General features: G+C 71.7%; 21 protein-coding genes. 16 read left to right on the plus strand and 5 right to left on the minus strand.

From position 1 onward, the window contains the following. The first annotated feature begins 206 nt into the window (after positions 1-206). The 5 genes from hutI to OG276_RS22795 all read left to right on the plus strand — a co-directional run bounded on the left by hutI (position 207) and on the right by OG276_RS22795 (position 5,792). Positions 207-1,385: an imidazolonepropionase gene (gene hutI / locus OG276_RS22775; protein WP_266908206.1), complete on the plus strand. Its 1,179-nt coding sequence runs from the start codon at positions 207-209 to the stop codon at positions 1,383-1,385. A gap of 177 nt (positions 1,386-1,562) precedes the next feature. Continuing rightward, a complete protein-coding gene (locus OG276_RS22780; protein WP_266908208.1) occupies positions 1,563-2,237 on the plus strand; it encodes an LPXTG cell wall anchor domain-containing protein in 675 nt (224 codons plus the stop codon). A gap of 17 nt (positions 2,238-2,254) precedes the next feature. Then, the gene (locus tag OG276_RS22785) at positions 2,255-3,289 is read left to right on the plus strand and encodes a hypothetical protein (protein ID WP_266908210.1); all 1,035 of its coding nucleotides are present in this window, start codon (positions 2,255-2,257) and stop codon (positions 3,287-3,289) included. After that, positions 3,286-4,476, plus strand: a complete 1,191-nt coding sequence (locus tag OG276_RS22790) for a hypothetical protein (protein ID WP_266908212.1) — start codon at positions 3,286-3,288, stop codon at positions 4,474-4,476. Before OG276_RS22785 ends, OG276_RS22790 begins: the two co-directional genes overlap by 4 nt. A gap of 14 nt (positions 4,477-4,490) precedes the next feature. Next, positions 4,491-5,792, plus strand: coding sequence for a hypothetical protein (locus OG276_RS22795; protein WP_266908214.1), 1,302 nt, complete (start codon positions 4,491-4,493; stop codon positions 5,790-5,792). 74 nt (positions 5,793-5,866) lie between these two features. Here OG276_RS22795 and OG276_RS22800 read toward each other — a convergent pair whose 3' ends face one another. Continuing rightward, positions 5,867-7,363 carry a peptide MFS transporter gene (locus OG276_RS22800; RefSeq protein ID WP_266908216.1) on the minus strand — a complete coding sequence of 499 codons (1,497 nt, stop codon included), beginning with the start codon at positions 7,361-7,363 and terminating at the stop codon, positions 5,867-5,869. 487 nt (positions 7,364-7,850) lie between these two features. On the opposite strand from OG276_RS22800, the gene OG276_RS22805 reads away from it, so the two are divergent. Together OG276_RS22805 and OG276_RS22810 are read left to right on the plus strand one after the other, a co-directional pair. Then, positions 7,851-8,528, plus strand: coding sequence for a response regulator transcription factor (locus OG276_RS22805; RefSeq protein WP_250736849.1), 678 nt, complete (start codon positions 7,851-7,853; stop codon positions 8,526-8,528). Between the two features lie 39 nt (positions 8,529-8,567). Continuing rightward, entirely contained in the window at positions 8,568-9,833 is a 1,266-nt protein-coding gene (locus tag OG276_RS22810) for an ATP-binding protein (RefSeq protein WP_266908219.1), read from the plus strand. A gap of 35 nt (positions 9,834-9,868) precedes the next feature. Here the strand turns inward: OG276_RS22810 and OG276_RS22815 are convergent, their stop codons facing one another. Then, entirely contained in the window at positions 9,869-10,414 is a 546-nt protein-coding gene (locus OG276_RS22815) for a GtrA family protein (protein WP_266908222.1), read from the minus strand. A gap of 210 nt (positions 10,415-10,624) precedes the next feature. Between OG276_RS22815 and OG276_RS22820 the strand changes: the two genes are divergently transcribed. The 4 genes from OG276_RS22820 (at position 10,625) to OG276_RS22835 (ending at position 14,774) form a co-directional block, all read left to right on the plus strand. After that, entirely contained in the window at positions 10,625-11,764 is a 1,140-nt protein-coding gene (locus OG276_RS22820; RefSeq protein WP_323182361.1) for a 5-(carboxyamino)imidazole ribonucleotide synthase, read from the plus strand. Continuing rightward, positions 11,761-12,297: a 5-(carboxyamino)imidazole ribonucleotide mutase gene (gene purE / locus OG276_RS22825; RefSeq protein ID WP_266908224.1), complete on the plus strand. Its 537-nt coding sequence runs from the start codon at positions 11,761-11,763 to the stop codon at positions 12,295-12,297. Before OG276_RS22820 ends, purE begins: the two co-directional genes overlap by 4 nt. Then, positions 12,294-13,517 (plus strand): dipeptidase, encoded by a 1,224-nt coding sequence (locus tag OG276_RS22830; RefSeq protein ID WP_266908226.1) that lies wholly within the window; start codon positions 12,294-12,296, stop codon positions 13,515-13,517. Before purE ends, OG276_RS22830 begins: the two co-directional genes overlap by 4 nt. A 180-nt stretch (positions 13,518-13,697) precedes the next feature. Further along, the gene (locus OG276_RS22835) at positions 13,698-14,774 is read left to right on the plus strand and encodes a membrane dipeptidase (RefSeq protein ID WP_266908228.1); all 1,077 of its coding nucleotides are present in this window, start codon (positions 13,698-13,700) and stop codon (positions 14,772-14,774) included. Positions 14,775-14,781: 7 nt separating this feature from the next. On the opposite strand, the gene OG276_RS22840 is transcribed toward OG276_RS22835, so the two are convergent. Next, a complete protein-coding gene (locus OG276_RS22840; RefSeq protein WP_266908230.1) occupies positions 14,782-16,092 on the minus strand; it encodes a glycosyltransferase family 87 protein in 1,311 nt (436 codons plus the stop codon). 179 nt (positions 16,093-16,271) lie between these two features. Then, positions 16,272-17,615 (minus strand): UDP-glucose/GDP-mannose dehydrogenase family protein, encoded by a 1,344-nt coding sequence (locus OG276_RS22845; RefSeq protein ID WP_266908232.1) that lies wholly within the window; start codon positions 17,613-17,615, stop codon positions 16,272-16,274. A gap of 285 nt (positions 17,616-17,900) precedes the next feature. On the opposite strand from OG276_RS22845, the gene OG276_RS22850 reads away from it, so the two are divergent. The 3 genes from OG276_RS22850 to OG276_RS22860 all read left to right on the plus strand — a co-directional run bounded on the left by OG276_RS22850 (position 17,901) and on the right by OG276_RS22860 (position 21,071). Next, on the plus strand, positions 17,901-19,073 hold the full coding sequence (locus OG276_RS22850; protein WP_266878075.1) for an acyl-CoA dehydrogenase family protein: 1,173 nt from the start codon (positions 17,901-17,903) through the stop codon (positions 19,071-19,073). Positions 19,074-19,220: 147 nt separating this feature from the next. Next, on the plus strand, positions 19,221-19,874 hold the full coding sequence (locus OG276_RS22855; protein ID WP_266908235.1) for a hypothetical protein: 654 nt from the start codon (positions 19,221-19,223) through the stop codon (positions 19,872-19,874). 114 nt (positions 19,875-19,988) lie between these two features. Continuing rightward, on the plus strand, positions 19,989-21,071 hold the full coding sequence (locus tag OG276_RS22860) for an NDP-sugar synthase (RefSeq protein WP_266908237.1): 1,083 nt from the start codon (positions 19,989-19,991) through the stop codon (positions 21,069-21,071). A 40-nt stretch (positions 21,072-21,111) separates the two neighbouring features. On the opposite strand, the gene OG276_RS22865 is transcribed toward OG276_RS22860, so the two are convergent. After that, positions 21,112-22,458, minus strand: a complete 1,347-nt coding sequence (locus OG276_RS22865) for an LCP family protein (protein WP_266908239.1) — start codon at positions 22,456-22,458, stop codon at positions 21,112-21,114. A gap of 106 nt (positions 22,459-22,564) precedes the next feature. On the opposite strand from OG276_RS22865, the gene OG276_RS22870 reads away from it, so the two are divergent. Then, positions 22,565-23,107, plus strand: coding sequence for an acyl-CoA thioesterase (locus tag OG276_RS22870; protein WP_266908241.1), 543 nt, complete (start codon positions 22,565-22,567; stop codon positions 23,105-23,107). Positions 23,108-23,225: 118 nt separating this feature from the next. Further along, positions 23,226-24,044 carry an SGNH/GDSL hydrolase family protein gene (locus OG276_RS22875; protein ID WP_266908243.1) on the plus strand — a complete coding sequence of 273 codons (819 nt, stop codon included), beginning with the start codon at positions 23,226-23,228 and terminating at the stop codon, positions 24,042-24,044. Positions 24,045-24,109: the final 65 nt, after the last annotated feature.

Genomic DNA, 24,109 nt, shown 5'->3' on the forward strand with positions numbered 1-24,109 from the left:
CCCGAACTGGGGCTCCGCCCCAGACCCCGCGCCTCAAACGCCGGCGAGGCCGCATTCAGCCCGCGCGGCGTTTGAGCGCACCGGGCGCGGAGCGTCCGAACGGGGGCCGGGCGCAGCCCGTGCCCCCAGCGGGGGCCGGGGCCGCAGGCCCCAGTTTCGGGAAGGGGCGGGGTGGGGGAACAACAACTCGACGACCCCGAGGAATCATGACCACCACAGCCATCACCAACATCGGCAGCCTCGTCACCAACGACCCCGCCCTGGGCGACGGCACCCCCCTCGGCCTCATCGAGAACGCCGCAGTCGTCATCGAGGACGACAAGATCGCCTGGGTCGGCCCCGCCGACAAGGCCCCCGCCGCGGACACGGCGTACGACGCCGAGGGCCGCACCGCGATCCCCGGCTTCGTCGACTCCCACTCCCACCTCGTCTTCGCGGGCGACCGCACCGCCGAGTTCAACGCCCGCATGTCCGGCCACAGCTACTCCGCCGGAGGCATCCGCACCACGGTCGCCGCCACCCGCGCCGCCTCCGACGCCGCGCTCGAAGCGAACCTGGTGCGCCACCTCCACGAGGCCCGCCGCCAGGGCACCACCACCTTCGAGACCAAGTCGGGCTACGGCCTCACGGTCCAGGACGAGGCACGAGCGCTCCGCATCGCCTCCGCGCACACCGAGGAGGTCACCTACCTCGGCGCGCACATCGTCTCCCCGGACTACGCCGACGATCCGGCCGGCTACGTGGACCTCGTCACCGGCGAGATGCTGACCGCCTGCGCCCCGTACGCCCGCTGGGTGGACGTGTTCTGCGAGAAGGGCGCCTTCGACGGGGAGCAGGCCCGGGCGATCCTCACGGCCGGCGCCGCCGCCGGGCTGATCCCGCGCGTCCACGCCAACCAGCTCTCCCACGGACCCGGCGTACAGCTCGCGGTCGAGCTGGAGGCCGCCTCCGCCGACCACTGCACCCACCTCACCGACGCCGACGTGGACGCCCTCGCCCAGGCGGCCGGGACGACCGTCGCCACGCTGCTGCCCGGCGCCGAGTTCTCCACCCGCGCGCAGTGGCCCGATGCCCGCCGGCTCCTCGATGCGGGCGTGACCGTGGCGCTGTCGACCGACTGCAACCCGGGCTCCTCCTACACGAGTTCGATGCCGTTCTGCATCGCGCTGGCCGTCCGCGACATGGGGATGACCCCGGACGAGGCCCTGTGGTCCGCCACCGCCGGCGGCGCCCGCGCCCTGCGCCGCGCCGACATCGGCACCCTCACCCCCGGCGCCCGCGCGGACCTCGCCCTGCTCGACGCCCCCAGCCACGTCCACCTCGCCTACCGGCCGGGCGTTCCGCTGGTCTCGGCCGTCTGGCAGAAGGGCCGCAAGACGGCCTGAAACAGCCGTAATCCGGACGCCGCAGACCGCCCCCGGGGGCGGTCTGCGGCGTATGGACGGGCTGTTGATACGGCGCCGTCCTTTGTCTTCCCTCCGTAAGGCCCCGGGGCTACCTTGAGCCACCAATCTGATGTGCCGTCAGTAACTTGTGGCCCAAGGTTCGAGGGGAAGACGAAGGTGTCCGACCGGAAACGTTCCACCGCGCTCGCGCTGGCCTCCGCGCTGGCGGGGGCGGCGGTACTGCTGGCCGCCCCCGCAGCCCATGCGGCCGTTGTCGACGTCCAGTACGACTGCAAGACCCCCATCGGCCCCAAATCGGCGGTCTCGCCGATCGAGATCAAGGGGGTCAAGGAGGGCAACGGCTACAAGCTGACGATGTCCTTCCAGAAGGGCGTCTCCTCCAGCCCCATCGAGCTCGGCAAGGGTGCGATGACGCCCAGTGCCGTGATCATGCTGGACGGCGCGGAGAAGGTGTCGGTACCGGTCTCCGGTCCGCCCAACTCCGAGGCCGTTCCGGCCAATACGCCCATCAAGATCAGCGACCTGTCGGGCACGTACACGCCCAAGAAGTCCGGCAAGGTGACGCTCACCGCGGGCGTGCTCACGATCAAGGCGATGGGTACGACCACCACCTGCACGGCGGGCAACAGCCCCAAGCCGTCACTCGAACTCGACGTGACGGCCGCCGGCGGCAGCGCCACCGGTTCGACCGGCTCCACCGGGGACAGCCTCCCGCAGACCGGCCCCGAGGACTCCGCCATAGCCCTCGGAACCCTCGGCGCCACCGTGATCCTCTCCGGCGCCGCAGGCGTGCTCTGGCTGACCCGGCGCGGCCAGCGGGCCGGGTCCTGAACGGAGCGCACCCGGTCATGCCCGTGCTCCCCTCGCCCCGAAGGCCCGGCGGGTTCCTCCTCGCCGCCGTCGCCGCCGTGGTCACCGCCGTGCTCTCCTGCGCGATGGCGGCCCCGGCCGCCGCCGACGGGCCCGGCTGGACCGCCGAGCCCGCCGCCGGGACTGCGCCGGCGGCGGCGAAGGCCGGGGCCCGCCCGTACTTCTACCTCTCGGGTCCCTCCGGCACGGTGCTGGAGGACCGCCTCGCCCTGGTCAACACCAGCGACCGGGAGCACACCGTCACCCTGCGGGGAGCCGACGCCTACAACACGGCGGCCGGCGCCTTCGCGGTGCGCTCGGCCAAAGAGTCCATCGGCGCGGGCCTCTGGATCAGCTTCGGCGCGGGCACCACGGTCAAGGTCCCGGCGCGCACCCGCGCCGTGGTCCCCTTCACCGTCACCGTGCCGCCCGGCTCCCCGCCCGGCGACCACCCGGCCGCCGTCGTCGCCACCGAGTCCGGCCGCGAGGTGGGCGTACGGGTCCACTTGCGCGTCGGCGGCCCGGCGCTGGCGGCGCTCACGGTCGAGGACGTCTCCGTACGGGGCAAGGGCGCGACCGCGCGCGTCGCGTACGCCCTGGTCAACCGCGGCAACGTGGCCCTCGCCCCCGAGCTGGTCATCAGCGCCGAGGGAACCCTCGGCAAGGTCGCGGGCCGCAGCGCCCGCACCCTGCCGGTCGAGGTGCTGCCCGGCCAGCGCGTGGAGCTGACCGAACCCTGGCCGGGCGCGCCCGTGTTCGACCGGGTCGCCCTGACCCTCACCGTGACGGCCCCCGGCGGCGCCCGCGCCACGGGGAGCACCTCGGCCTGGTTCGTGCCCTGGGGGATCGCGGGCGCGACCGGCCTCGGGCTGCTGGGCCTCGGGGCCGTCGCGGCGGCCGCCCTGCTCCTCGAACGCAAGCGGCGGATCTGGTCCGGCAGGTCTGGACCGGGGTCCGCGCCCGCGCCGCACGGGAGCGCCGTACCCGAAGAAGCCCCAGCGCCGGAACACGAGTTGACGGGAGCACCCAGGTGAGTGCCAAGGCCGGTGTGAGACACGGCGGCAAGGTCAGGGCCCTGGCCGCGGCGGGACGCGCGGGGCTGGCGGCGGGGCTGCTGGCGTGCGCGCTGGCGCTGTTCGCGGCGGCCCCGGCCACCGCGGACGACGGGGCCAAACCCGCCGTGGCCCTCTCGCTCAAGGAGGCCGCCAAGGGCACGGAGATAGCCGTGACCGGAACGGGCTGGCCGGCCAAGACCATGGTGATGCTGCTGGTCTGCGGGCAGAACATGATCGGCGGCACCAACAGCTGCGCCAACGCCGACGGGGTGGCCGTCTCGGTCGCCGACGACGGGCACTTCTCCGCCCAGCTCCCGGTGGTGGCCCCGCCCAAGCCCTGCCCCTGCGTGGTCAACGTGACCTCCGTCAACGGGGACCAGTCCACCGTCGCGGCCCCGCTGAAGATCACCGACCACCCGGTGGCCGACCTGCCCGCCGAGGGCGGCACGGCCCGGCTCGCCCTGCTCACCGGGGTCCAGCTCAAGGGGGAGGACGGGGTGCTGACCTGGTTCGGGGCCCCGCCCGGCCGGAAGTTCACGGTCACCGTGGGCAATCTCGGCTCCGCGGCCGTCAAGGACCCGGTCTTCCAGCTCGGCACCGCCCACGGGGTGTTCGCGCCGACCTGGGAAGAGGTCCGCTGGAAGGGCACCATCCCGCCCGGCGGCAAGGCGGAGGTCTCCCTCGACGCCACCCTGACCGCCGGCGCCCACGGCGACTACACCCTCTCCCTCAAGTACGGGGAGACGGTGCTGGCCACGCAGCCCTGGGGCGTGGCCCGCCCGTACGGGGTGCTGCTGTTCTGGGGCCTGCTCCTCCTGGTGGTCCCGGCCGCGATCTTCCGGATCGGCATGGCCGTCGTCGACAGGGTCCGCCCGCGCGAGTCCGGCCGCCACCGCGGCCACCGCCCGCAGCCCGACCCGGCGGCGGCGGTGACCGCCCGGCTGCCCAAGATCCCGGCGCTGCGGGGGCCCGCGCGGGGCTCCGTACGAGGAGGACCGCCGGCCCGCTCGGGCCCGGCGGCCGAACCCCCACAGACCACCACGGCGGTACTGCCGTGGTTCACCCCGGACAGCGCGCCGGGGACAGCAGCACCACCCGACGCACCACAGGCAGCACAGACGTCCGCACCGTCTGAGAACAGTCCGACGACGAAAGGAAAACTGTGAACACCCAACGGAGGATGAGCGCGGCCGCGGTCGCGCTGCTTCTCGGCGGCGCGGGCATGGTGATGGTGGCCGCTGCCCCGGCCGGCGCGGCCGAGATCTCGTTCCCGACCGTGTGTGATCCACCGATCGGTAGCAACATCGAGGGGACGACCACGGCCGAGGTCACCGTGACGCCCGCCGAGGCCAAGGTCGGCGATGAGGTGGAGGTGGTCTGGAAGACCACCAAGGCGGCCTCGGACAACCCGGGCTACACGGATCTGGCGGCGAACTCCGTGACCCCGTCCGGGGTGATCAAGCTGGGCGGGGACGCCACCGGCGAGCTGGCGGTGCAGGGCAAGGCGGAGAACCCGGCGATCCCCAAGAACTCGCCGATGGTGGTCACTCCCATGAAGGCGAAGCTCAAGCTGACGAAGGCCGGCACGGTCACCCTGACCCCGGCCTCGTACAAGATCAACGTGATGAGCACGGACACCGTGTGCACGGCCAAGGAGGGGACGACCGTCCCGGTCGGGGCCACGATCAAGGTGACCGGCTCGGGCGGCCCGGGCCCGTCGCCCAGCACCACGCCCCCCACCAGCCCGCCGCCCACCAGCAAGCCCCCCACCACCCCGCCGCCCACCACGGCTCCGCCCACGAGCCAGCCGCCCGCCAGCCCCTCGCCCTCCGCGTCCGGCGGGGGTCAGACCGACTTCCCGGGCCAGACCGTGGACGTCACCTTCGACTGCGGGTCCTTTATCCAGGGAGGCCCGCTCAAGGGCAAGGTGACGATCAACGCGAAGAAGAACGGCGGCACCTACGACCTGACCGCCACCACCGCCAAGGGCGTGATGAACAGCCCCATGGACCTTCCGGCGGGAGCCCTCCAGCCCTCGATGGACATCAAGCTCGGCGGAGCCGACAGCGGGATCGTCAAGGTCAGCGGCCCGGGCAACCCCGAGCCGATCAAGGGGGGCGCACCGGTCAGCCTCAGTGACATGAAGGGCACCTACAAGCCCGGAAAGACCGGCAAGACCACGCTGACCCCGGACAAGCTGACGATCAACGTGGTCATGGCCCCGGGCGCCGCCCCGATCGTGGTGCCCTGCGCCGCGACGGCCAGCTCGGTGTCGCTCACGCTGGACACCGCCGCCCAGCCCGGCGGCTCCGGCACCTCCGGCACCTCGGGCAGCGCCGCCACCTCCGGCGGCCTCGCCCAGACCGGAGCCTCGGACGACGGCGGCATCAAGGCCCTGGCCCTGGTCGCCGGCACGGTCATGCTGCTCGGCGCGGCTGTCTTCACCTTCACCCCGTGGCGCCGCCTGCGCGGCCAGCGGTAAGCCCCACCCGGAACGAAGGAACGGCCCGGCACACCTTTCGGTGTGCCGGGCCGTTCGCCCTGTCGGGGGGTGCGTCAGTGCACGCCGCCCATGAGGGGCTGGACCTTCTTGCGGTACATGTAGATCGCGATACCGGCGAGCACCGCCAGCGCGCCCTGGCTGGCGAACCAGCCCTGGGTGTCCGTCGGGGCACCGATCAGCTGGAGCAGAGCGATCGTGGAGTCGCCCGCGGTGACCGCGAGGAAGAAGACGCCCATCATCTGCGAGGCGTACTTCTGCGGCGCCAGCTTGGTGGTCAGCGACAGGCCGACGGGGGAGAGGGTGAGCTCACCGACGGTCTGGATGAAGTACACGCCGACCAGCCACATCGGGCTGACCTTCGTGTCACCGGTGGCCAGGCCCTGGGCCATCATCATGACGCCGAAGGAGACGCCGATCATGACCAGCGCGAAGGAGAACTTCGCGAGGGTGGTGGGCTCCTTGGAGCGACGGGCCAGCGCCACCCACAGCATCGCGAAGAGGGGCGCGAGCGCCATCACGAACAGCGGGTTCAGGGACTGGAACCAGCTCTCCGGGAAGTTGAAGCCGAACAGCGTGCTGTCCGTGCTGTCCTTCGCGAACAGCGCCAGCGTGGAGCCGGTCTGGTCGTAGATCGCCCAGAAGATCGCGGCGGCGGCGAAGAACCAGACGTACGCCGACATGCGCGAGCGCTCGACCGTGGAGAGGTCCTTGTCGCGCTTGATGCGCAGGATCGCCCAGGCGGGGAGGACCAGACCGGCGATGGTCAGCGGCCACAGCGCGTAGTTGATCGTGAAGATGCCGGCCAGGCCGATGACCGCGTAGGCGGCGACGGCGACGCCGAGCCAGATCAGGCCCTTCTTGAGGACGGAGGACTTCTCGGCGGCGCTCAGCGGGCTCGGAACCTGGTTCGAGACCGGGTTCAGGTGGCGGAAGCCGAAGAAGTAGAAGGCGAGGCCCAGGGCCATGCCGACACCGGCCATGGCGAAGCCGAGGTGCCAGTTGACCTCCTGGCCGACGTAGCCGATGGTCAGCGGCGCGACGAAGGCACCGAGGTTGATGCCCATGTAGAAGATCGTGAAGCCGCCGTCACGGCGGGGGTCGTTCTTGTCGGTGTACAGCTGGCCGACCATCGTGGAGATGTTGGCCTTGAGGACACCGGAACCGGCGGCGATGAGCGCCAGGCCGATGAAGAACGAGATGGACGAGGGCACCGCCAGCAGGAAGTGACCCGTCATGATCACGACACCGGCAACGGCCACGGCCTTGCGGGCACCCCACACGCGGTCACCGAGCCAGCCGCCCGGGAGGGCGAGGAGGTAGACCATCGCGTTGTAGACGGAGTAGATCGCGACCGCGGTCGCGTCGTTCATCCCGAGACCACCGTCGGCGACGTTGGTGGCCAGGAAGAGCACGAGCAGCGCGCGCATGCCGTAGAAGCTGTAGCGCTCCCACATCTCCGTCATGAAGAGGAAGGCGAGGCCGCTGGGGTGGCCGAGGAAGGTCTTCTCGGTGGCGTTACCGGCCGAGTCCTTCGTCAGGCTGGAAGCCATGGTCGATCCTTGCTTGCTCGGGACGCTTCGCTTCGTGAGCGGAACTGCGCCCGGGACGAGTGGCCGGTACCGGCGGCGGACCTCCCACCCCACGCCCGGGGGTCTCGCCCCGGCGGGGGCGAAGGAACATCCGTAACCGGGATCCACGCCCGCTCGCGCACCATCGCGCGGCGGGCCCGGCCCATAGGTCATTCACTGTCATCGAGGCCGGACGGGTGAGTCCTATCCAGACTTCCCGTCCGATCAGGACAGAAATAGAGACTTTCGGCTGTGTTTGGCTCGAAAGTCTCTTGGAGGTAGTGCATCAGGCGTCTCGACACCATACGACACGACAGCGGCGGATATGAAAGTACTTGAGATATGGATCACAGGTTGTGGCGGAACCAACTGGGTACATTCGAAGGCCGTTAGCCGTTCATAAGCCCAGATAGACAGGGGTCTGCACGTGGGCCTCTTCTTTCCGCCGCCGCGGACTACCATCACCCACATGACGCGTGTACTGCTCGCCGAGGACGACGCATCCATCTCGGAACCCCTGGCCCGCGCCCTGCGCCGGGAGGGGTACGAGGTCGAGGTCCGGGAGGACGGCCCCACCGCCCTGGACGCGGGACTGCAGGGCGGCATCGATCTCGTCGTCCTGGACCTGGGCCTGCCGGGCATGGACGGTCTTGAGGTCGCCCGAAGGCTGCGCGCCGAGGGCCACGGCTTCCCGATCCTGGTCCTGACCGCCCGCGCCGACGAGGTCGACACGGTCGTGGGCCTGGACGCCGGCGCCGACGACTACGTGACCAAGCCCTTCCGTCTCGCCGAGCTGCTCGCCCGCGTCCGGGCCCTGCTGCGGCGCGGCGCCAACGAGGCCTCCCAGGCGCCCGCCACCCACGGGGTGCGCATCGACGTCGAATCGCACCGCGCCTGGATGGGCGAGGAGGAGCTCCAGCTCACGGCGAAGGAGTTCGACCTGCTGCGCGTCCTCGTCCGCGACGCCGGCCGGGTCGTCACCCGCGACCAGCTGATGCGCGAGGTCTGGGACACCACTTGGTGGTCCTCCACCAAGACCCTCGACATGCACATCTCCTGGCTGCGCAAGAAGCTCGGCGACGACGCGGCCAACCCCCGCTACATCGCCACCGTCCGTGGAGTCGGCTTCCGCTTCGAGAAGAGCTGAAACCACCCCGGACCGCATATCTAGGGCATTGTCTGAGCCATGCGCCGCCGCCTGATCAACTCCACGCTCGCCGTCGTGCTCGTGGTCATCGCCGTCTTCGGGGTCTCCCTCGTCATCGTCGAGACCCGCACCATCACCAGCAGCGCCCAGGACCGCATCGAGTCCGAGGCGCTGCGGCTGGTGGGCATCGTCGAGAGCGACGTCCTGGAGAAGAAGCAGGTCGACCCCGGCACCCTCGCCGAACAGCTCGACCCCGGCCGGTACGCCCGGATCACGATCCCCGGCCGGGAGCCCGTCGAGATCGGCACGCGCATCACCGACAGCGTCATCCGGGGCACCGCCCGCGGGGAGCAGGGCGAGACCGTGGTCGTCGAGGAGTCCCGCTCCACCGTCACCCGCGAGGTCGGCCGCACCCTGGCCGTGGTCGGCGCGGTCGCCCTGCTCGCCGTCGTGGCGGCCGTCCTGCTCGCCGTACGCCAGGCCAACCGGCTGGCCTCCCCGCTGACCGACCTCGCCGAGACGGCCGAGCGCCTGGGATCCGGCGACCCGCGGCCCCGCCACAAGCGGTACGGGGTCCCCGAGCTGGACCGGGTCGCGGACGTACTGGACTCCAGCGCCGAGCGGATCGGCCGCATGCTCACCGCCGAGCGGCGCCTGGCCGCGGACGCCTCGCACCAGCTGCGCACCCCGCTGACGGCCCTGTCGATGCGGCTGGAGGAGATCACCGTCACCGACGACCTGGAGACCGTACGGGAGGAGGCGACGATCGCCCTCACCCAGGTGGAACGGCTCACGGACGTGGTCCAGCGGCTCCTGACGAACTCCAGGGACCCGCGCACGGGCTCCGCCGTCCCCTTCGACCTCGACGAGGTCGTCAAACAGCAGCTGGAGGAGTGGCGCCCCGCCTACCGCAGCGCAGGCAGGGCCGTCGTCCGCTCCGGGAAGACCGGCATCCGCGCCGTGGGCACCCCGGGCGCCGTCTCGCAGGTCCTGGCGACCCTCGTGGAGAACTCCCTCATGCACGGCGGCGGCACCGTGGCCCTGCGGACCCGCGTGATCGGCAACCAGGCCGTACTGGAGGTCACGGACGAGGGGCCGGGCGTCCCGCCCGACCTCGGCAACCGGATCTTCGAGCGGGCCATCAGCGGCCGCAACTCCACCGGCATCGGCCTCGCCGTGGCCCGGGACCTCGCGGAGGCCGACGGCGGCCGCCTGGAGCTCCTCCAGACCCGGCCGCCGGTGTTCGCCCTCTTCCTCAGCCGGACCGCGCCGACGCCCTCCGAACCGGAGCAGACGGTCCGCTGAGGGCGGTCGCGACGCCGGGGGTACGGGCCGGGGCCTCAGTTCGCGGCGGTCTCCGGGGTCCGCGCCGGCGCCTGCACGTCCGCCGGGGCATGGCCGTCACGCTGCTCGACGACCAGGGAGGCCGCGGCCGGCGTGGGCAGGGCCTTGAAGACCCAGGTCCGATAGGACCAGAAGCGGAACACGGTGGCGATGCCGATGCCGGTGAACTTGAAGAAGTTCGAGGCGAGCGGCCCGTCCCAGTGGAAGCCGTACGTGGCCGTGAACAGGATGCCGTTCTCGATCACGAGCCCGATCGCGCTGAAGGCGACGAACAGCCCGAGCTCACGGGTGCGGCCCGCTCCGGTCCGGTCGGCCCGGTCCCGGTAGGCGAAGTAGCGGAAGCCCAGGTAGTTCGTGACGATGGCCACCAGGGTGGCTATCACGCTCGCGCGCACCACCTGGAGGTCGGTGACCTGCCTGATCAGGTTGAAGACGCCCAGGTTGACCAGGACTCCCAGCCCGCCGACGGCCCCGAACCTGGCGATCTCGCGCGCGAGCCCGCGCACGCGGTCGAGGACGGATCCGCTCTCCGGCTTGCTCATATGAGGCTCAGTCCTGTCTTCGGGGCCCCCGTATGAGGCGTCACACGTTTTACTGCGCGCGCCCATGCTAAGTGTCGCCCCATCGGTACGTCTGCGCCTTCGGACACCGTGCGACACACGGCACACCCGTGACCCCCCAGTGCCGAGTACCGGCCACGGACACCCCGATGCGCGTCCGGATGGCGGAATACCGCCGGATACCCTGGAGGAGTGACGTTCCCGGTAGTCGGCATGGTCGGCGGCGGACAGCTCGCCCGCATGACCCACGAGGCGGGTATCCCCCTCGGCATCAGATTCAAGATCCTCAGTGACACCCCACAGGACTCGGCGGCCCAGGTCGTGAGCGACGTCGTCATCGGCGACTATCGCGATCTGGAGACCCTGCGCGCCTTCGCGCGCGGCTGTGACGTGATCACCTTCGACCACGAGCACGTGCCCATCGCGCACCTGCGGGCCCTGGAAGCCGACGGCGTACCCGTCCGCCCGGGGCCCGACGCGTTGATGCACGCCGCGGACAAGGGGGTGATGCGCGCCAAGCTCGACGAGATCGGCGCGCCCAGCCCCCGCCACCGGATCGTGAGCGATCCGGCGGACGCGGCGGCCTTCGCCGAAGAGGTCGGCGGGTTCCCCGTCATCCTCAAGACGGTGCGCGGCGGGTACGACGGAAAGGGCGTGTGGTTCGTCCGTACGCCGGCGGACGCCGAGGCCCCGTTCAAGGCGGGCGTCCCGGTCCTGGCCGAGGAGAAGGTGGACTTCGTCCGCGAGCTCGCGGCCAACATCGTCCGCTCCCCGCACGGCCAGGCCGTGTCCTACCCGGTCGTGGAGTCCATCCAGGTGGACGGGGTGTGCGACACGGTCATCGCCCCCGCCCCGAACCTCTCGGAGGCCCTCGCCGGCGAGGCCCAGGCCCTGGCCCTGCGCATCGCCATGGAGCTCGACGTGACCGGCCACCTGGCCGTGGAGCTCTTCGAGACCACCGACGGCCGGATCCTGGTCAACGAACTGGCGATGCGCCCGCACAACAGCGGCCACTGGACCCAGGACGGTGCCATCACCTCCCAGTTCGCCAACCACGTACGGGCCGTCCTGGACCTCCCCCTCGGCGACCCGCGCCCCCGCGCCCGCTGGACGGTCATGGCCAACGTGCTCGGCGGGGACTACCCCGACATGTACGCGGCGTACCTGCACTGCATGGCCCACGACCCCCAGCTGAAGATCCACATGTACGGCAAGGACGTGAAACAGGGCCGCAAGGTCGGCCACGTCAACACCTACGGCGACGATCTTGACGATGTGCTGGAGCGCGCACGTCACGCAGCCGGCTACCTCAGAGGAACGATCACCGAATGAGCACCTCCGCAGCAGCTCCCGTCATCGGCATCGTCATGGGCTCGGACTCCGACTGGCCCGTCATGGAGGCCGCCGCCCAGGCCCTCGACGAGTTCGAGATCCCCTACGAGGTCGACGTGGTCTCCGCGCACCGGATGCCGCGCGAGATGATCGCGTACGGGGAGCGGGCCGACGGGCGCGGCCTCAAGGCGATCATCGCGGGCGCGGGCGGCGCCGCCCACCTGCCCGGCATGCTCGCCTCCGTCACCCCGCTGCCGGTCATCGGCGTACCGGTCCCGCTGAAGTACCTCGACGGCATGGACTCCCTGATGTCGATCGTGCAGATGCCGGCCGGAATCCCCGTCGCCACCGTCTCGATCGCCGGCGCCCGCAACGCCGGGCTGCTCGCCGTACGGATGCTGGCCGCGCACGACCCGGAGCTGCGCGCGCGGATGAACGACTTCCTGCAGGACCTCAACGACCAGGCGACCGAGAAGGGCAAGCGGCTGCGCAACAAGGTGGCCGGCCAGGACTCCTTCGGATTCGGCAAGTGAGCGCGGCGGGCACGGCGGGCGGGACGGGCGCCGCCCGGCACCTGGACGCCGCGCGCGAACTGCTCGCCGAGCACCCGGTCGTCGACGGCCACAACGACCTGCCCTGGGCCCTGCGCGAGACCGTGCGCTACGACCTGGACCGGCGGGACATCGGCCGCGACCAGAAGGGCCACCTGCACACCGACATCCCCCGGCTGCGCGCCGGCGGGGTCGGTGCGCAGTTCTGGTCGGTCTACGTGCGCTCCGACTACGCGGGGGACGACGCGGTCAGCGCCACCCTGGAGCAGATCGACGTCGTCGCCCAGCTGATCGACCGTTACCCGCGCGATCTGGTGCGGGCCCTGACGGCCGACGACATGGAGGCGGCGCGCGCCGAGGGCCGGATCGCCTCGCTGATGGGCGCCGAGGGCGGGCACTCCATCAACAACTCGCTCGCCACCCTGCGCGCCCTGCACCAGCTCGGCGTGCGGTACATGACGCTCACGCACAACGACACCATCGACTGGGCGGACTCCGCGACCGACGAGCCCCGGCACGGCGGTCTCAGCGATTTCGGCCGCGAGGTCGTCCGGGAGATGAACCGGATCGGCATGCTCGTCGACCTCTCGCACGTCGCCGCGACCACGATGCGCGACGCCCTCGCGGTCACGGCCGCGCCGGTGGTCTTCTCGCACTCCTCGGCGCGGGCGGTCTGCGACCACGTGCGCAACATCCCCGACGACGTGCTGGCACTGCTGCCGGCCAACGGCGGGGTCGCGATGGCCACCTTCGTGCCCAAGTTCATCCTGCCGGCGGCCGTGGAGTGGACCCTGGCCGCCGACGAGAACCTGCGCGCGCACGGCCACCACCACCTCGACACCACTCCGGCGGCGATGGCCCTGCACCGGGCCTTCGAGGAGGCGCGCCCGCGCCCGGTGGCCACGGCCGCCACGGTCGCCGACCACCTCGACCACATGCGCGAGGTGGCCGGCGTCGACCACATCGGCATCGGCGGGGACTACGACGGCACCGCCTTCACCCCGGCCGGGCTGGACGACGTGGCCGGGTACCCCAACCTGGTCGCCGAGCTGCTGGCACGCCGCTGGTCCAAGGCCGACCTGGCCAAGCTGACCTGGTCGAACGCGGTACGGACGCTGCGCGACGCCGAAGCGGTGGCGCGCGAGCAGTCGGCCTCCCGGGGCCCGTCCAACGCGGTGCTGCCGGCGCCCGCCGCCCCCTGACCGGCCCCGCCCGGCGGATCCGGCGCACGGGCTGTGACCAGCGGACACCTGCTGGTTACACCCGAACGCCACATCCGCCGGGCGCCTCCGGCGTCCCACATGTCACGGTGGCAACATCTTCCCTGCTTCTCTCCCGCTGCTTTTCGCAACGACACAGCCGCCGAGACCGGAGCGCACGCCATGGCCGACCTGCAGGACGAACCGCACACGAACTCGGTGACCCCCGTGGGCCCGGGCTCCCTAGGAGCCGAGGATCCCCCGGGCGCATTGCTCCCGGGCGCCCTGGAGCGGGCCTCCGCACTGCTCAGCGTCCATCCCGTGGCGGATGGCTGCAACACCCTGGTCTGGACCCTGCGCGAGAGTCCGTACCACGACATCGAGACCTCGGACACGGGCGTCGACACCGACATCCCGCGGCTGCGGGCCGGGGGAGTGGGCGCCCAGTTCTGGTCGCTGCTCACGCCGCGCGAGGCCGAGGCCACCGACCAGGTGGTGTCCGACACCCTCGAACAGATCGACGGGGCCCTGGCCCTGATGCGCCGTTACCCCGACAGCCTCTGCCTCGCGCTGACCGCCGACGACCTGGCGGACGCCCGCAACCGGGGCCGCATCGCCTCCTTCCTCGGACCCGTGCCCGGCCGCACCCTGACGGACTCGCTGGGCACGCTGCGCGCGTTCCACGCGCTGGGCGTACGGATCCTCGCGCCGGCCGGGGCCCCCTGGGCGACGGGGGGACTGACCGCCTTCGGCCACGAGGTGGTCAAGGAGATGAACCGGCTGGCGATGCTGCTGGACCTCACGGGCTGCCCGCCCGCGCCGGCCTGCCAGCTCGCGGCGGCCTCCAAGGCGCCGGTGATCATCTCGCACACCGGGGCGGCCGCCCTCAATCCGCACCCGGACAACGTGACCGACGAGGTGCTGCTCGCGCTGCGCGCGGCGAACGGCCTGGCGATGGTCAGCTTCGACACCGCGCTGACCGGGGACTCCCTGCACGCGGTCGCGGACCACGTGGATCACGTACGAGCCGTCGCGGGCCCCCACTGCGTGGGCCTGGGCGCCGGCTTCGGCGCCGAGCCGGGCCTGGCCCGGCCCGCGGGCCTGGCGGATCCCTCGGGCTATCCGCGGCTGATCGCGGAACTGCTGGAGCGGGGCTGGCCGGAGACCGATCTGGCACTGCTGACCTGGGGGAACGCCCAGCGGGTGGTGCGCGACGCGGAGTTCACCGCCCGCGCGGCGCAGCACCGTAGGGCGTCCTGAGCGGGAGTCAGACGCGCGCCGGCACCTCGGAGCCGGCCTTGGGCGCCGGGGCCACGACGGTCTCGGCGCCGTTCGCGTTCACGGCTCCGGTCCCGGTCCCGGGGACGGGGCTCACGCTCGCCCGCCACAGGCGCAGGCAGGACCAGACGGCGGCCCAGCCCAGCAGGCCGTTGCGGAGCACCAGGAGGAACGTGCCCAAGCCGGTGCCCGGGAGGATCTCCGAGCCGTAGGTCAGCGGGTAGATCACGGTGCTGAGCGCGGTGGAGGCCACGATCAGCCAGGCCACCGGGCGCTGCGTGGTGTGCTTGCAGGTCAGGCAGACGGCCGCGAGGCCGACCAGCCAGATCAGGTACTGCGGGCTGAGCACGCGGCTGGTGATGGTGAAGACGAGGATGGCGCACAGTGCGGCGTCCAGCGGGGTCGCGGTCGTCCAGCGCCGGGCCTTGACCCGCCACAGCAGCAGCCAGCCGAACCCGACGACCGTGAGGCCGACGGAGAGCAGGGCGACGCTGGAGACGTACGGGCCGAGGTACTCGTAGGCGCCGTAGCGGACCTCGACCTTCCCGGACCAGGCGCCGACGAGCTTGCCGAGCATCAGGGCCGAGCCGCCGAGGGACTCGACCTGGATGCCGCGGTTGCCCTGGTTGCCCAGGAAGCCGAGGGTGTCGCGGAAGAACAGCGCGAGCACGGCGAGCAGGACGGCCCCGGCCGCCACGGCCGAGACCACGGCGTCGCGGGTGGTGCGGCCGCGCGGGGTGCCGATCAGCGTGAGCAGCGGCCAGACCTTGACCAGGGCGCCGACTCCGGCGAGGACCCCGCCGAGCTTGCGGCGGAAGCGCAGGCACAGCAGCGAGCCGACGGCGAGCAGGGTGACCTGGAGGTCGTAGCGGCCGAAGGGCAGCGACAGCAGCAGCGGCAGCGTGGTCAGCCACAGCACGGCGCCGGCCAGGCTGCCGTCGGCGCGGCGGGCGGCGCGGACCAGGCCGACGGCGATCAGCGCGTCGCAGATCACGGTCAGGGCGACGAAGGCCTGGAAGTAGCTGAGGAAGGGGAGCAGGTCGGGCGACAGGAAGATGGCCGCCGCGGCCGGCGGGTACTGCCACATGACGTCGTCGTGCGGCATGGTCCCCGTGACGAGGACGTCGTACCAGTTGTTGTAGGTCTGGGTGATCTCCACGCGCACCGAGGAGGTGCCGTGCAGGTTCACCACCAGGAGGACCACCATCAGGGTCCGGGTGGCCAGCCAGAAGCCCGCCATGGCCAGGCGGCCGGAGCGCCCCCGGAGTGCGGAATCGATGGTCCTGCTCGTACTGGTCATCGGCCGTGAGTCTAGCGATCCACGGTGTGTGGCCCCGGCTGCTCTCGCCAACGATCCGGTGACGAGATGTGAAACCGTGTATTCCGCAACGAAATCGATCAAGGGTCGCCGGGGCGGGCGCGGTGGCCGGGCGTGCTGGTCGGATGCGGTGGTCGGGCGCGGGCGTGCGGGCGCGGCCGTCAGGCGCGCGGGCGGCCCATCGCGCGGTAGGTCCAGCCGGCCGCGCGCCACAGCTCGGGGTCGAGGGCGTTGCGGCCGTCGAGGACGAGCCGGTCGGTGACGACCTCGCCGAGGGCGGCGGGGTCCAGGTCGCGGAACTCCCGCCACTCGGTGAGGTGCAGGACGACCTCGGCGCCGCGGGCGGCGTCCAGGGCGGTGTCGGCGTACCCGAGGGTGGGGAAGACGCGGCGGGCGTTGTCCATGCCCTTGGGGTCGTAGACCGTGACCTGGCCGCCCTGGAGGTGGATCTGGCCGGCCACGTTCAGCGCGGGGGAGTCGCGGACGTCGTCGGAGTCCGGCTTGAAGGTGGCGCCGAGGACGGCGACGCGCTTGCCGAGGAAGGAGCCGCCGACGGCGTCGCGGGCCAGCTCGACCATGTGGCCGCGGCGGCGCATGTTGATGGAGTCGACCTCGCGCAGGAAGGTCAGGGCCTGGTCGGCGCCGAGCTCGCCGGCCCGCGCCATGAACGCGCGGATGTCCTTGGGCAGGCAGCCCCCGCCGAAACCGATGCCGGCGCGCAGGAACTTCTTCCCGATGCGCTCGTCGTGGCCGATGGCCTCGGCCAGCTTCGCCACGTCACCGCCGGCGGCCTCGCAGACCTCGGCCATCGCGTTGATGAAGGAGATCTTCGTGGCGAGGAAGGAGTTGGCGGCGGTCTTGACGAGTTCAGCGGTGGGGAAGTCGGTGACGACCAGCGGGGTGCCCTCGCCCATGGGGGTCGCGTAGACCTCCCGCAGGACCTTCTCGGCGCGTTCGCCGTCGACCCCGATGACGATCCGGTCCGGGTGCAGGGTGTCCTGGACGGCGAAGCCCTCGCGCAGGAACTCCGGGTTCCAGGCGAGCTCGATCTCCTCGCCGGCCGGGGCGAGCGCGGTCAGCTTCGCGGCGAGGCGCTCGGCGGAGCCGACGGGCACGGTGGACTTGCCGACGACCAGGGCGGGCCGGGTCAGGTGCGGGGCGAGCGATTCCATGGCGGAGTCGACGTAACTCATGTCGCAGGCGTACTCGCCGTGCTTCTGCGGGGTGTTCACGCAGACGAAGTGGACGTCGCCGAAGGCGCCGACCTCCTCCCAGGAGGTGGTGAAGCGCAGCCGGCCCGTGGAGCCCGGCAGTCCGGCCACGTGCGCGGCCAGCAGTTCCTCCAGTCCGGGCTCGTACATGGGCACGCGCCCGGCGGCGAGCATGGCGATCTTTTCCGGCACCACGTCCAGTCCGAGCACCTCGAACCCCAGCTCGGCCATTGCCGCGGCGTGCGTGGCGCCGAGGTATCCGGTGCCGATCACAGTGATCTTGAGGGGGGCCATGAGTGCTCCTGGAGGTGCTGGGCCGTTCGCGGCAACCGAGCATAGTCGGGCCGGTGGCCGGGGATGCATTCCGGCGTCCGTCACCCGTCCGTCACCCGTCCTCCGCCCGGCGCTCACCCGTCCGCGGGCCGGCAGCCGGCCCGTTTCCGCCCGCCCGGAGCCGCGCCCGGGCCCCGCTGTCATGCAACTCACGTGCGACGCCCGTGTCGCGGTCGGCGGACGGACACTAAGCTTGGGCTACTTAACGGTAGTTAACACCACGCACCACCTGGGGAGTGAGAGATCTTGGCGGGTTCTGCCGACTTCGACCTGTACCGCCCGGCCGAGGAGCACGACATGCTCCGCGAGTCCGTCCGCGCGCTCGCCGAGGCGAAGATCATGCCCTTCGCCGCCGCGGTCGACGAGGAGTCCCGCTTTCCGCAGGAGGCCCTGGACGCCCTCGTCGCCAGCGACCTGCACGCCGTCCACGTGCCCGAGACCTACGGCGGCGCGGGCGCCGACGCCCTCGCCACCGTGATCGTGATCGAGGAGGTGGCCCGCGTCTGCGCGTCCTCCTCCCTCATCCCGGCGGTCAACAAGCTCGGCTCGCTCCCGGTGATCCTCTCCGGATCCGAGGAGCTCAAGGCCAAGTACCTCGGCCCGCTGGCCAAGGGCGACGCGATGTTCTCGTACGCCCTCTCCGAGCCCGACGCGGGCTCGGACGCCGCGGGCATGAAGACCCGCGCCGTGCGCGACGGGGACTTCTGGGTGCTCAACGGAGTCAAGCGCTGGATCACCAACGCCGGCGTCTCCGAGTACTACACGGTCATGGCCGTCACCGACCCGGAGAAGCGCTCCAAGGGCATCAGCGCCTTCGTCGTCGAGAAGTCCGACGAGGGCGTCTCCTTCGGCGCCCCGGAGAAGAAGCTCGGCATCAAGGGCTCCCCGACGCGCGAGGTCTACCTCGACAACGTCCGGATCCCCGCCGACCGCATGATCGGCGCCGAGGGCACCGGATTCGCCACCGCGATGAAGACCCTCGACCACACCCGCATCACCATCGCCGCCCAGGCACTGGGCATCGCCCAGGGCGCCCTGGACTACGCCAAGGGCTACGTCCAGGAGCGCAAGCAGTTCGGCAAGCCGATCGGCGACTTCCAGGGCGTGCAGTTCATGCTCGCGGACATGGCCATGAAGATCGAGGCCGCCCGCCAGCTGACCTACTCGGCCGCGGCCCGCTCGGAGCGCGTCTCCGGCGGCGGCCCGCACGAGGACCTCACGTTCTTCGGCGCCGCGGCCAAGTGCTTCGCCTCCGACGTGGCCATGGAGGTCACCACGGACGCGGTCCAGCTCCTCGGCGGTTACGGCTACACCCGTGACTACCCGGTGGAGCGCATGATGCGCGACGCGAAGATCACGCAGATTTATGAAGGCACGAATCAGGTTCAGCGGATCGTGATGGCAAGGAACCTGCCGTAAGGGCCTGACCCCGCCGGACGCGAGGTCCCCCGATCCCTGGTCGGGGGACCTCGCGTGGTCCGGCCGGCGGCGCACCCCCTAGGCTGTGCGCCGGTCGGCCCCGGGCACGGGGTTGCGGGGGCGGGGTCGCAGGGGGCGGGGAACAGGATGTCCGTAGAACGTCACATGGCAGGGATGCTCCAGCAGATCGCCCGCCAGCAGGACGTCGTCGAGATCGCCCCGCAGGGCACCGCGCAGAAGGCGGCCGCCCTGGCGCACGTGGCGGAGCAGTACGGCTACACGTACGGCTCGGCGTACAGGACCGGCTTCAAGAACTCGCTCGTCCAGGTCCGCATGTACCGGGACCCGCGGCCCGAGGCGCGCGTCCGCGAGGCGGCCACCATCACCGCCCATCCGCGGGCGGGCAACGGCGGGACGGTGCCGGGGCTGGCGCAGGGGTCGCTGAAGCCGCTACCCGAGGTGGCCGACTCCGTGGCCGTGCTCAAGGACCTCGTCACCTTCGACGTCATGGCCATGTACGTCGGAGACCGGCGCCAGAAGGTGGTGTGCTACCTCCTCTGCGCGGTCCTGCCCTTCCTCATGCTCCTCGACGACAAGTCGCCGTTCGAGGCGTTCCTCTCCGGCGGGCTGGTTGCGCTGCTCGCCACCGTGGCGTTCCAGGTGGGTGTGATCCGCCGCGCGAAGATCGCACGGCGGCTGACGGCCGCCGGGTTCCACGAGGTGCGCGACGAACGGGGCGCCCGGCGATTCCTGCGCCCGGGGCAGCAGTTGCCCGGCCACGCCAACCCGTTCACCGCCTGAGGCCCTGGCCTGCGGCGAAGACGACCGCACACATCGGACACCAGCCCCCTGGGGATCCCCCGGATGGGCTAAATTTGGACCTTCGTACGCCGGAACCGGTTGGGGAGAACGCAAATGACGGAAGCGATCCTGCTGGTCGGCGGACAGGGGACGCGGCTGCGCCCCGTCACGGTGAACACGCCGAAGCCGATGGTCCACACGGCAGGTGTTCCCTTCCTCGCCCACCAGATAGCCCGCGCCGCCGCCGCCGGCGTCACGCACATCGTGATGGCCACCTGCTACCTCGCCGAGGTCTTCGAGCCCTACTTCGGGGACGGATCCGACTTCGGCGTCCACCTGGAGTACGTGGTCGAGGACGAGCCGCTGGGCACCGGCGGCGCCATCCGCAACGCGGCGCGGCTGCTCACCGGCGGCCCGGACTCCTCGGTGCTGGTCTTCAACGGGGACATCCTCACCGGCCTGGACATCGCCGGGCTCGTCGAATCGCACAAGGCGGCCGACGCCGACGTCTCCCTGCACCTGGTCCGGGTCGACGACCCGCGCGCCTTCGGCCTGGTCCCCACCGACGCCCACGGGCGGGTGCTGGCCTTCACCGAGAAGCCGCAGACGCCCGAGGAGATCATCACCGACCAGATCAACGCCGGCTGCTACGTCTTCCGGCGCAGCGTGATCGACACCATCCCGGCCGGCCGGTCCGTCTCCGTGGAGCGCGAGACCTTCCCCGGTCTGCTCGCCTCCGGGGCCACCTTGCACGGGGTCACCGAGAACACGTACTGGATGGACCTCGGCAAGCCGGAGGCGATCATCCAGGCCTCCGCCGACCTGGTCCGCGGCGTCGTCCCCTCCCCGGCCGTCCCCGGACGCCGCGGCGAGTCCCTCGTCCTGCCCGGAGCCCACGTGGCGGCCGGGGCCAAGCTGTCGGGGGGCACCGTCGTGGGCGCCGGAGCCCGCATCGAGGCGGGTGCGGTCGTCCAGGGCTCCATCGTGCTGGCGGACGCGGTCGTCGGCCCCGACGCGCAGGTGTCCGCCAGCCTGATCGGCGCCGGCGCCTCGGTGGGCGCGCGGACCGTACTGGACGCCGCCGTCATCGGTGACGCAGCCGAAGTGGGGGCCGACAACGAGCTCCGCGCCGGCGCCCGGGTCTGGTGCGGGGCGCGGCTGCCCGACGCGGCGATCCGGTTCTCCTCCGACGCCTGAGCCGGACGGGCGCCCCGCCCAGGGGCGCCCGGCCTCGTGATCAGTTCCCGCGGACGGTGACCTTCTCGTCCTTCTGGATCTGCTGCACCAGCTGCTGCACCTTCGCCTTGTCCCAGACGAGGTTGCCGCCGCGCTGACCGGAGATCGGCATGTTCATGGACACGCCGTCACCGCCGCTGATGCCCTTCATCGCGAAGAACATCGACCCCATGTCGTACAGCCCCATGTCCTTGTCCACGATCAGCGTGTCCAGACCCGCGCCCAGCACCGGGTACAGCGCGAACGGGTTCAGGATCGTCGTCGGGGTCGCCGCCTGGCTCGCCAGCGCCGACAGGAACTTCTGCTGGTTCTTGGTCCGCTGGAGGTCCGACTCGGCGAAGGCGTAGCGGGTCCGTACGTAGGCCAGCGACTGCTCGCCGTTCAGCGTCTGGGTGCCCGCCTTGAAGTCGGCCCCGGACTTCTCGTCCTTGAACCCCTTCTCGATGTTCAGCTCCACCCCGCCCAGCGCGTCCACGATGTTCGCGAAGCCGGCGAAGCCGATCTCCGCGTAGTGGTCGATGCGCAGGCCGGTGTTGAACTCCACCGTCCGCACCAGCAGCTCCGGGCCGTCCTGGGCGTACGCGGCGTTCAGCTTGGTCCGCTTGCCCTTGCCCTCCCACTTCTTGCCCGACTCAGAGCCGACGAAGGACGGGATCTCCACGTCGGAGTCGCGCGGCAGGGAGATCATCGTGTTCCCGCTGGAGCACTTGGCGAGGATCATCATCGAGTCGGTGCGCTTGCCCTCGGCCGAGCCGGTGTGGAGCTTCTTCTTGTCCTCGGCGGACATGCCCTCACGGCTGTCGGAGCCCACGATCAGGTAGGTCGTGCAGTCGCCCTCCTTCGGGCGCTCGATGACCTTGGAGAGGTCGACCTCGCGGCGCACGTTGGAGTCGGCCCAGAAGTACGTGCCGATGCCCGTCACGAGCAGGCCCGAGACCAGCACGATCGAGCCGATCTTGATCCGCCGCCGCCAGTCCGGGGCCGGTCCCGCAGGCCCGGCCGGGCCGCCGGGGCCACCCGCTCCGTGCCCGCGCGGCCCGCCGGGCGGCTGGCCGCCGCCGTAGACCTGGCCGGTGTTGTAGCCGCTGTCGTAGCTGCCGTCGCTGTACGAGCCGTCCTGCTGCGGAGGCACGTAAGGGGCGCCGGCCGGCGGCTGGACCGGGCGGCGCGGGGGCTGCTGGGGCTGCACCGGCTGCTGCCGGGACGCCTGGGGGCCGGGGCCGGGCCGCTGGACGTGCCTCATCCGCCGTGCGCCTTCCGGCTCCGCCTGGCCGCTGCCGCGGCCGTACCCGTCATCGCGGCGGCCACGCTGGTCCTGCTCACCGCTCCACCCGTCCCAGTCACTCATGTGCCCAAGAATGCCTGGCAGGGAGGGTCGCCGAACACCCCCGGCGGCTGTTCGTACCGGTGCTGTTGCAGAGTCGATGCCCGCGGGCCGCACTTAAGCTGTCCCCATGACAGAGATACCGGGCGAGCTTGCGGGGAAGCCGATCTCGGCTTCCCGCACCACCCTGAGCCACATCATGACCGCCAACGACACCAACCTCCTGGGGACGGTGCACGGCGGAGTGATCATGAAGCTGGTGGACGACGCGGCGGGAGCCGTGGCCGGCCGCCACTCCGGGGGCCCGGCCGTCACCGCCTCCATGGACGAGATGGCCTTCCTGGCCCCCGTCCGGGTCGGCGACCTCGTCCACGTCAAGGCCCAGTGCAACTGGACCGGCCGCTCCTCCATGGAGATCGGCGTACGCGTCCTCGCGGAGCGGTGGAACGAGTCCACCCCCGCCACCCAGGTCGGCAGCGCCTACCTCGTCTTCACCGCGGTCGACGCCGACGGCAAGCCCCGCGAGGTCCCGCAGGTGATCCGGGAGACCGAGCGGGACGAGCGGCGCTACCAGGAAGCCCAGATCCGCCGCACCCACCGGCTCGCCCGCCGCCAGGCCATCCGCGACCTGCGGGAAGAGCGGTCCGCGCAGGGGCTGGACGCCGACGTCTAGTGCGCCCGCACCCGCGCCCGTACCCGTACCGGTACCCGGGCCCGTATCCCCACAGGTACACGTGTCAGGGTGAGCAAGTCCGCCCGGACCTGCCACCCCGCGCCCCCTGGAAGGCACCATGAAACGCCGCTCGGCCATACTCGCCGGCCTTGCCGGCCTCGCGGGCCTCACAGGCCTCGCCGCGACGGTCCCGACGATGCTGACGGCGGCCTCCCCGAAGGACCGCGCCGCCGGCGAAGCATCCCCGCAAGCCTCCCCGCAGCCCTCCGGCACGGAGCCGCCGCCGCAGATCCGCGTCATGCCCCTCGGCGACTCGACGGTCGCCGGCTCGGGAAGCGCCCAGCGCGTCGGCTACCGGCTGCCGCTGCAGCTCCTGATCTCCGGCCGGTCCGGGTACACCGTCGACTTCGTGGGCTCCCAGGAGCGCGGCCCCATGGCCGACAACCAGCACGAGGGCCACCCCGGCTACACCATCGACCGGATCCGTGCCGGGGTGGACCGGTGGATCAAGACCTACAGGCCGGACGTGGTCCTGCTCTCGGTCGGTCTCAACGACCTGAACCTGGGCGACGACCCGGAACTCGCGGCGGATCAGGCCGCGGACCTGGTGGACCGGATCTTCGCCCTGCGCCCCGGGATCACCGTCATCATGCAGGGCGTGGTCCCCACGACCCCCGGGTCCAGGCGCCAGGGCCTCACCGCGCAGATCGGCACGTACAACCAGCGGCTCAAGCGGATGGAGGGGGAGCAGCAGGCGGCGGGCAGGCACTTCAGGTTCGTCAAGGCCCCCTGGCTGATGCCCCTGGAGCGGGCCGACGCCTCCCGGCCGGCCGAGCTCAACGACGGCCTGCACCCGAACGACAGCGGGTACGCGAAGGTGGCGGACGCCTTCTTCGGGGCCCTGGAGCAGGCCCACGCGGACGGCTGGTTCGGCTGAGGGCCTGCGGGCGTCCCGCCTCCGGGCCGCGCGCCCGCCCACCGGTCCGTCCGCGGCCCGGCGGT

The organism is Streptomyces sp. NBC_00086 (genome assembly GCF_026343255.1).
Classification (GTDB): domain Bacteria; phylum Actinomycetota; class Actinomycetes; order Streptomycetales; family Streptomycetaceae; genus Streptomyces.

Bases quoted from the DNA above. Each gene is read 5' to 3' on its own strand.
- hutI (WP_266908206.1), top strand. From the start codon at position 207: ATGACCACCACAGCCATCACCAACATCGGCAGCCTCGTCACCAACGAC.
- OG276_RS22785 (WP_266908210.1), top strand. From the start codon at position 2,255: ATGCCCGTGCTCCCCTCGCCCCGAAGGCCCGGCGGGTTCCTCCTCGCC.
- OG276_RS22795 (WP_266908214.1), top strand. From the start codon at position 4,491: ATGAGCGCGGCCGCGGTCGCGCTGCTTCTCGGCGGCGCGGGCATGGTG.
- OG276_RS22800 (WP_266908216.1), bottom strand. From the start codon at position 7,363: ATGGCTTCCAGCCTGACGAAGGACTCGGCCGGTAACGCCACCGAGAAG.
- OG276_RS22805 (WP_250736849.1), top strand. From the start codon at position 7,851: ATGACGCGTGTACTGCTCGCCGAGGACGACGCATCCATCTCGGAACCC.
- OG276_RS22810 (WP_266908219.1), top strand. From the start codon at position 8,568: ATGCGCCGCCGCCTGATCAACTCCACGCTCGCCGTCGTGCTCGTGGTC.
- OG276_RS22815 (WP_266908222.1), bottom strand. From the start codon at position 10,414: ATGAGCAAGCCGGAGAGCGGATCCGTCCTCGACCGCGTGCGCGGGCTC.
- purE (WP_266908224.1), top strand. From the start codon at position 11,761: ATGAGCACCTCCGCAGCAGCTCCCGTCATCGGCATCGTCATGGGCTCG.
- OG276_RS22835 (WP_266908228.1), top strand. From the start codon at position 13,698: ATGGCCGACCTGCAGGACGAACCGCACACGAACTCGGTGACCCCCGTG.
- OG276_RS22840 (WP_266908230.1), bottom strand. From the start codon at position 16,092: ATGACCAGTACGAGCAGGACCATCGATTCCGCACTCCGGGGGCGCTCC.
- OG276_RS22845 (WP_266908232.1), bottom strand. From the start codon at position 17,615: ATGGCCCCCCTCAAGATCACTGTGATCGGCACCGGATACCTCGGCGCC.
- OG276_RS22855 (WP_266908235.1), top strand. From the start codon at position 19,221: ATGTCCGTAGAACGTCACATGGCAGGGATGCTCCAGCAGATCGCCCGC.
- OG276_RS22860 (WP_266908237.1), top strand. From the start codon at position 19,989: ATGACGGAAGCGATCCTGCTGGTCGGCGGACAGGGGACGCGGCTGCGC.
- OG276_RS22865 (WP_266908239.1), bottom strand. From the start codon at position 22,458: ATGAGTGACTGGGACGGGTGGAGCGGTGAGCAGGACCAGCGTGGCCGC.
- OG276_RS22870 (WP_266908241.1), top strand. From the start codon at position 22,565: ATGACAGAGATACCGGGCGAGCTTGCGGGGAAGCCGATCTCGGCTTCC.
- OG276_RS22875 (WP_266908243.1), top strand. From the start codon at position 23,226: ATGAAACGCCGCTCGGCCATACTCGCCGGCCTTGCCGGCCTCGCGGGC.